This is a genomic window from Bacteroides caecigallinarum, from assembly GCF_021531075.1.
GTDB lineage: Bacteria > Bacteroidota > Bacteroidia > Bacteroidales > Bacteroidaceae > Phocaeicola > Phocaeicola caecigallinarum_B.
Genome location: NZ_JADYTJ010000185.1, coordinates 1 through 233 on the forward strand (window position 1 = coordinate 1; position 233 = coordinate 233).

1 rRNA gene is annotated in these 233 nt (G+C 52.8%); it reads left to right on the top strand.

From position 1 onward, the window contains the following. Positions 1 to 233: ribosomal RNA gene (locus tag I6E11_RS14995) — 23S ribosomal RNA — on the top strand; the annotation flags it as partial.

Here is a 233-nt window from a genome sequence, read left to right on the forward strand (position 1 = left end):
TGCTTGGTGGGTAGTTTGACTGGGGTGGTCGCCTCCAAAAGCGTAACGGAGGCTTCTAAAGGTACCCTCAGGCCGATCGGTAACCGGCCCAAGAGTGTAATGGCAGAAGGGTGCTTGACTGGGAGACTGACAAGTCGATCAGGTAGGAAACTAGAGCATAGTGATCCGGTGTTTCCGTATGGAAGGGACATCGCTCAAAGGATAAAAGGTACTCCGGGGATAACAGGCTGATC